This window comes from Achromobacter sp. Marseille-Q0513 (assembly GCF_018195695.1).
Classification (GTDB): Bacteria; Pseudomonadota; Gammaproteobacteria; order Burkholderiales; family Burkholderiaceae_B; genus Achromobacter.
In genome coordinates this window covers 45,208-51,677 of record NZ_JAGTJY010000024.1, presented here as the reverse complement: position 1 = coordinate 51,677, position 6,470 = coordinate 45,208, and the positions used below count along the sequence as shown (strand labels likewise).

Below are 6,470 nucleotides of genomic sequence, written 5' to 3'. Positions count from 1 at the left end.
GTCCAGATGCGCGGATGCGTGATGCCCTGGGCCTCGTCATAGGCGCGCGACACGTCGAACGGCATGCAGTGGTCGAAGATCACCCAGTCGCTGTAGCGCGGCTTCATGAAGTCGTAGACCTCGCGATAGATGGTCTTCAGGTCCTTGCCCTCGGCCACGCCACGGTTCACGGCGCCGTACAGGTCGGTCAGGAAGGCGCGGGTGCCGGCCAGGCCCTTGCGGACTTCCTCGGCGTTCTTCAGGGCCGGGCCGCGGCCGGGCACCATCTTCTCGGCGTTGAAGCCGGACAGCGCGTCCAGCGTCGAGGGCCAGTCGCGGAAATAGGCGTCGCCGCAGTAGGGCGTGGACTGGTATTCGACCAGGTCGCCGGCGAACAGGATCTTCTGCTCGGGCAGCCAGGCGATGGTGTCGCCCTTGGTGTGGCCACGGCCGACCTGCAGCAGCTGGACTTCCAGGTTGCCCAGGTTGACGGTCATTTCGCCCTTGAAGGTCATGGACGGCCAGACCAGGCCCGGCGGAATCGATTCGGCGTTGCGGAACAGGCGCGGGAAGCGGCCGATCTCGCTGGCCTTGTCCTGCTCGCCGCGCTCGGCGATCAGGTCGTAGGTGTCGCGGCTGGCCAGGATTTCCTGGGCCTGGTAGGCCGACGCGCCGAACACGCGCACGGCGTGGTAGTGCGACAGCAGCACGTACTTGATCGGCTTGTCCGTCACTTCGCGGATGCGGCGGATCACGTCCTGGGCCATGACCGGGGTGGCCTGGGTGTCGACCACCATGACGGCCTCGTCGCCGATGATCACGCCCGTGTTGGGATCGCCTTCGGCGGTGTAGGCATAGGCGTTGTCGGACAGTTTTTCGAACGAGACGACCTTGTCTTCCAGGTCGGCGTGCGAGGCGAATTGCTTGCTCATGGGGGCTCCTTCCACTGTTTTATAGGAATAGGGTGTGGAAGGAATATAGTCTGGCGTTAGTGTTTGTGCAATACGTTTGCTATAAACAAACTCTCACAAACCTCCATCGTGCCGCACGACATGACGGGCGAGGGCGGAACAGCCGCCCCGCTCCCAAGCCGCCCCAACCGGGGCCGCGCGGATCCGGTTTTGCCGGTCCGCGGCGGCGCCCCTTGAGGGGGAGCGCGTAGCGCTCGGGGTGGGGCTCGCCTGCCGGTCCGCGGCGGCGCCCCCCTGGGGGGGAAGCGCGCAGCGCTTCGGGGGGGTTACACCCTCTGGCATTTGGGGCAGTAGTAGGTCGCCCGTTGCCCTTGGACAATGCGCTTGATCGGGGTGGCGCAGACCCGGCAGGGCTGGCCTTCCCGTTCGTAGACGGCGGCGTGGATCTCGAAGTAGGCGCCCGGCTCGCCGGTGGCGCCCACGTAGTCGCGCAGGGTGCTGCCGCCCGAGGTCAGGGCGTCTGATAGCGTGGCGCGCACGCATTCGGCCAGCCGGTCGCAGCGGGCGGGCGACAGCTTGTTGGCCGGCGTCTTGGGGTTGATGCGGGCGCGGAACAGGCTTTCGGATGCGTAGATATTGCCCACGCCGACGACGGCCGCGCCGGCCAGCAGCACCTGCTTGATGGCGGCGCTGTGGCGCTGGAAATGCCGATGCAGCCAGGCGCCGTCGAAGCGCGGGTCGAAGGGTTCGATGCCCAGCTTGGCCAGCAGCGGATGCGCCTCGATCGGGCCGTCGCCGGCGGCGTGCCACAGCACCGCGCCGAAGCGGCGCGGGTCGTGCAGCCGCAGCACCGCCTGGTCGAAGATCCATTCGACGTGGTCGTGCTTGCGCAGGAATTCACCCGGCGCGACGCTGCGCAGCGAACCCGACATGCCCAGATGCACGATCTGGGTGCCATGCTCGAAGCGCAGCAGCAGGTACTTGCCGCGGCGCGCGCATTCCAGCACCTCGCGGCCGGCCAGCAGGCCGGGCAGATCGGGCGGAATGGGCCAGCGCATGCGGGCTTCGTGGATGACCAGCCGGGCGAGCTTGCGGCCGGTGATGACGGCGTCTATTCCCCGACGCGTGGTTTCGACTTCGGGCAGTTCCGGCATGAGCCAGTGTAAGATCAACAATTGGTGTTCGAAGATTGTGCCATCAACCGGACGGGCCGCGTGAAGTCGTCTATCAAACAAATGAATATCGGTATCGCCGCATTGGCGCTTGCTCTGGCGTCAACGCTGGCCCAGGCGGCGGACGGCCGGGCGCGGGACGCGACGGGCCCGCGCATGGCCCCCCAGACCCGCCAGGCGGAAACCGAAGTGATCCGCCTGCGGGCGGGCCAACTGCCCTATGTGTCGCTGACCGCCGACATCTTCTATAGAGTGCTGGCGTCCGAGATCGCCGCCCAGCGCGGCATGTACGGCACGGCTGCCACCACCATGGTCGGCCTGGCGCGCGACACCGGCGACCCCCGCCTGGCGCGCCGCGCGCTGGAATTCCAGCTGGCGGGCGGCAACCTGCCCGGCGCCCTGGACGCGGCCCGCGTCTGGGCGCGCCTGTCGCCCAACGACCTCGAGGCCAGCTCCACCGAGCTGGCGCTGGCGGCGGCCAACGGCCAGACCCGTGGCCTGTCGCAGGCGCTGCGCAACCGCATCGACGCCTCGCGCGACAAGCCCGCCGCCATCGGCCAGGCCCTGGCCGTGCTCAGCCGCCTGAACGACCGCAGGCTGGCCCTGCGCATCCTGGACGAATCCTTCAGCGACGGCGTGCGCAAGCTGCCCGCCGCTCATATGGCGCTGGCCGACGTGGCCTCGGCGGCCGGCGACGACGAGCGCGCGGCCCAGGAAGCGCGCGCCGCGCTGGCGTCCGATCCCAAGTCGGAACCCGCCGCCCAGCGTGTGCTGGAGTACGGCTTCAAGGTCGATCCGCAGCGCGCCCAGACCGAGGCGCGCGCCTATATCGCGCGCAATCCCAACGCGCGCAAGGTGCGCCTGATGCTGGCCGGTCAACTGGCCGACAGCGGCGATTACAACGCCGCGCTGGCTGAGTTGCAGTCCATGTCGCGCCGTTCGCCCGAGGACTTCGACCTGCTCTTCATGCAGGCCCAGCTGGCCTACAAGGCCGGCCAGTTGCAGCAGGCGCGTACCTTGCTGCAGCAGTACCTGGACGTGCAGAACCAGCGCCAGCGGGCCACGGTGCCCGGCGCCACCGACGCCGGCGCGGCGGCTGCCGACGCGCACGTGCTGCTGGCGCGCATCGCCGAGGATCAGGGCCGCTACGACGAAGCGATCAACGAACTCGGCCGTATCGAGGATCCCACGCTGCGTTTTTCCGTGCGCATGCGCCAGGCCGCGCTGCGCGCCAAGGAAGGCCGCGTCGACGACGCCCTGGCCATGATCGATGCCGCCGGCCCGCAGGACGAGGAAGAGCGCACCCAGGGCGTACTGACCAAGGCGCAGATCCTGCGCGACGCCGATCGCGTCGGCCAGGCGGTGGCGGTGCTGGAGGCCGCCGACCGCGACCTGCCCGACACGGTGGAAATCAAGTACGAGCTGGCCATGCTGTACGAGCGCCAGGACCGCGTGGCCGACCTGGAGCGCCTGCTGCGCCAGGTCATCGCGCTGGACCCGGACCACGCCCACGCCTACAACGCGCTGGGCTACACGTTGGCCGACCGCAACCAGCGCCTGCCCGAGGCGCTGGACCTGATCACGCAGGCGCTGGAACTGGCGCCCAACGATCCGTTCATCCTGGACAGCATGGGCTGGGTCAAATTCCGCATGGGCGACCAGGCCGCCGCGGCCGAATACCTGCGCCGCGCCTACAGCACGCGTCCCGAGGCCGACATCGCCGCCCACCTGGCCGAAGTGCTGTGGAGCCAGGGCAAGCGCGACCAGGCGGTGGAACTGCTGCGCGGCGCCAAGCTCAAGGATCCGACCAACCGCGCCCTGCTCGACACCATCAAGCGGCTGGGGGTCGCGCTTTGACCACGGCCGTCATGGTCCGCTGGCGCGACGCGTCGGCGTGGCTGCGCGGGGCCTTGATGGTCATGCTGGCGTTCACGCTGGCGGCCTGCACCACCACGCCCAAGCCCATCGAGGGCATTGGGCCCGACGCGTTCTCGCGCATCGGGCGCTTCGCCATCACGGTCAACGAGGAAAGCGGCAAGCAGAATGCCGTGCAGGGCGGTTTTTCCTGGTCCGACGATGGCCGTCGCTACGTGCTGGACCTGACCAATCCGCTGGGCTCCACCGAGGCGCGCGTCGAAGGCCTGCCCGGCAGCGCCAGCCTGACCAAGGCCGATGGCACCCGTCTGGTGGCGGACAACCCCGACGCGCTGGCCGAGGACGCGCTGGGCAGCAGCATGCCGGTGTCCGGCCTGCGCGACTGGCTGCGCGGCAAGCTGCCCGCCGAACCCGAGCCGGGCGAGTTGTCGCGCGATGAACTGGGCCGTCCGGCCGGCTTCGAGCAGGGCGGCTGGCGCGTGCGGCTGTCGCGCTACGACACGAAAGGGCCGATGCTGCTGGTGATGGAACGGCAGGAGCCTGGCCGGCGCATCCTGGTGCGGCTGGTGGTCAACCAGCCCTGACGCGTCGTGCGCGGTTGCGCATGCCAGGAACAAGGCGCCCCATGGGGCGCCTTTTGTTTGCCTGCCGCATGGCTGACTTGCGTGTCTGTTCCGCCCTTTCTTCGGCACGAGGCTGCAAAGGGCCTGCCCGCGGACCGCATGAGGGCTGCGCCGGTGCTACAGAAAGATTTCATCGATGCAATAAACAGAAGGAAATCAGTATTGTTACTGATGGAAATATTTCGTCGAAGTTGAATAATTCTCCTCATGCCCGTTCGGGCTACGAGCCCGGACGGACCGCAAGACCGGCGTCGAACCAAGCCGCCGCCCCTACGGAGAATTGCCCATGTTCAGGAACACCCGCGTCGCGACGATACTGCTGGGAATCATCGCGACTTTCTTCACCTTCCAGTTGCTGGTCGGAGGCATGGGCTTCGTCGCCCTGCGACAGACCAATCAGGATGTCGGACAGCTCTACCGCCTGTCCTCGGAGCAGGTCAACGCCGTCAATTCCGCCGCGTTGTCGCTGGTGGCGGCGCGCACCGACCTGACCCGTTATGCCGCCCGCGTGGCCAAGGGCAATCCCGGAGACACCACCGCATTGCGGCTGGCGCGCCAGCGCATCGCCGCCGGCGACCGCAATTTCCAGGGCTTCGCCAGCGGCCTGAGCGCCGAGGAGAAAACCGCGTCGGCGGATCTGATCGAGGCCTACACCACCTTCAGCGGCAATCTGCAGTCCCTGGGCAAGGCGCTGGAGGGCGGCGACGCCGACGCCTACGGCAAGCCCGCCACGCAGCAGGCGCAGGAGATCCTGGTCAACGAGCGCGACGCCTTCATGCGCCGCGCCGAGGAGGCCGGGCAGGGCGTGATGGAAGAGATCTCGCTGTTCCAGTCGCTGTTCGTCTATGTGCTGGCGGGCCTGCTGGTCGCGGGGTTGGTCATGGCGGTCGGCGCACACGTGCTGATCCGGCGCATGATCGTGCGGCCGTTGCTGGAGGCGGGCGAGATCTTCAGGCGCATCGCCGAGGGCGACCTCACGCGCCGCGTGGCAGATCGAGGCCGCAACGAGATCGGCGCCTTGCTGGCGGCGCTCAAGGGCATGCAGGATGGCCTGGTCCGCACGGTGTCCTCGGTGCGTCGCGGCGTGGATGAGATCCATGTGGGCTCGCGCGAAATCTCCTCGGGTAACGCCGATCTTTCCAGCCGCACCGAGCAGCAGGCCGCGTCGCTGGAGCAGACCGCGGCCAGCATGGAGGAACTGGCTTCCACCGTGAAGCAGAACGCGGGCATCGCGCACGAGGCCAACCGCATGGTGGGCGAATCGGCGGCGGTCGCGCGGCGCGGCGGCGAGGCGGTGGCCGGCGTGGTCGAGACCATGCGCGCCATTTCCGGCAGCTCGGCGCGCATTGCCGACATCGTAGGCGTGATCGACGGCATCGCGTTCCAGACCAATATCCTGGCGCTGAACGCGGCCGTGGAAGCGGCGCGCGCGGGCGAGCAGGGCAAGGGTTTCGCCGTGGTCGCGAGCGAGGTGCGCACGCTGGCCCAGCGCAGCGCCGCGGCGGCCAAGGAGATCAAGCAGCTGATCGAGGACTCCACGCAGAAGGTCGGCGTGGGCTCGGCCCAGGTCGAGCGGGCCGGCGCCACTATGCGCGAGATCGAGGACTCCGTGCAGCGCGTCACCAGCCTGATGGGCGAGATCTCGGCCGCGTCCGAAGAGCAGTCCAGCGGCATCGATCAGGTCAACCGCGCCGTCGCGCAAATGGACAACGTGACGCAGCAGAACGCGGCGCTGGTGGAGCAGGCCGCCGCCGCGGCCGGCGCGCTGGAAGAGCAGGCGCGCCAGCTTGCGGACGCGGTGTCGGTGTTCAAGCTGCCCGGCGGGCAGGTGATCGAGGCACAGGCCGCGCAATTGCAGGGCGCGCCCGGCGCCACGCCGCAGCTGGCCTGAGCGCGCTGGCTAAAATCCG

4 protein-coding genes and 1 pseudogene are annotated in these 6,470 nt (G+C 68.7%); 3 read left to right on the top strand and 2 right to left on the bottom strand.

What is annotated here, in order from left to right:
• On the bottom strand, positions 1-911 hold a 911-nt coding region (locus KDH83_RS07955), incomplete at its 3' end, for an MBL fold metallo-hydrolase (RefSeq protein WP_212314194.1).
• Positions 912-1,216: 305 nt separating this feature from the next.
• Positions 1,217-2,044 carry a bifunctional DNA-formamidopyrimidine glycosylase/DNA-(apurinic or apyrimidinic site) lyase gene (gene mutM / locus KDH83_RS07950; RefSeq protein WP_212314207.1) on the bottom strand — a complete coding sequence of 276 codons (828 nt, stop codon included), beginning with the start codon at positions 2,042-2,044 and terminating at the stop codon, positions 1,217-1,219.
• On the opposite strand from mutM, the pseudogene KDH83_RS07945 reads away from it, so the two are divergent.
• From KDH83_RS07945 to KDH83_RS07935, 3 genes and pseudogenes are all read left to right on the top strand, one after another.
• A pseudogene (locus KDH83_RS07945) lies at positions 2,043-3,919 on the top strand (tetratricopeptide repeat protein). The gene mutM and the pseudogene KDH83_RS07945 overlap by 2 nt on opposite strands.
• A gap of 56 nt (positions 3,920-3,975) precedes the next feature.
• Entirely contained in the window at positions 3,976-4,521 is a 546-nt protein-coding gene (gene lolB, locus KDH83_RS07940) for a lipoprotein insertase outer membrane protein LolB (protein ID WP_249204932.1), read from the top strand.
• A 325-nt stretch (positions 4,522-4,846) separates the two neighbouring features.
• A complete protein-coding gene (locus KDH83_RS07935; protein ID WP_212314190.1) occupies positions 4,847-6,451 on the top strand; it encodes a methyl-accepting chemotaxis protein in 1,605 nt (534 codons plus the stop codon).
• Positions 6,452-6,470 lie beyond the last annotated feature (19 nt).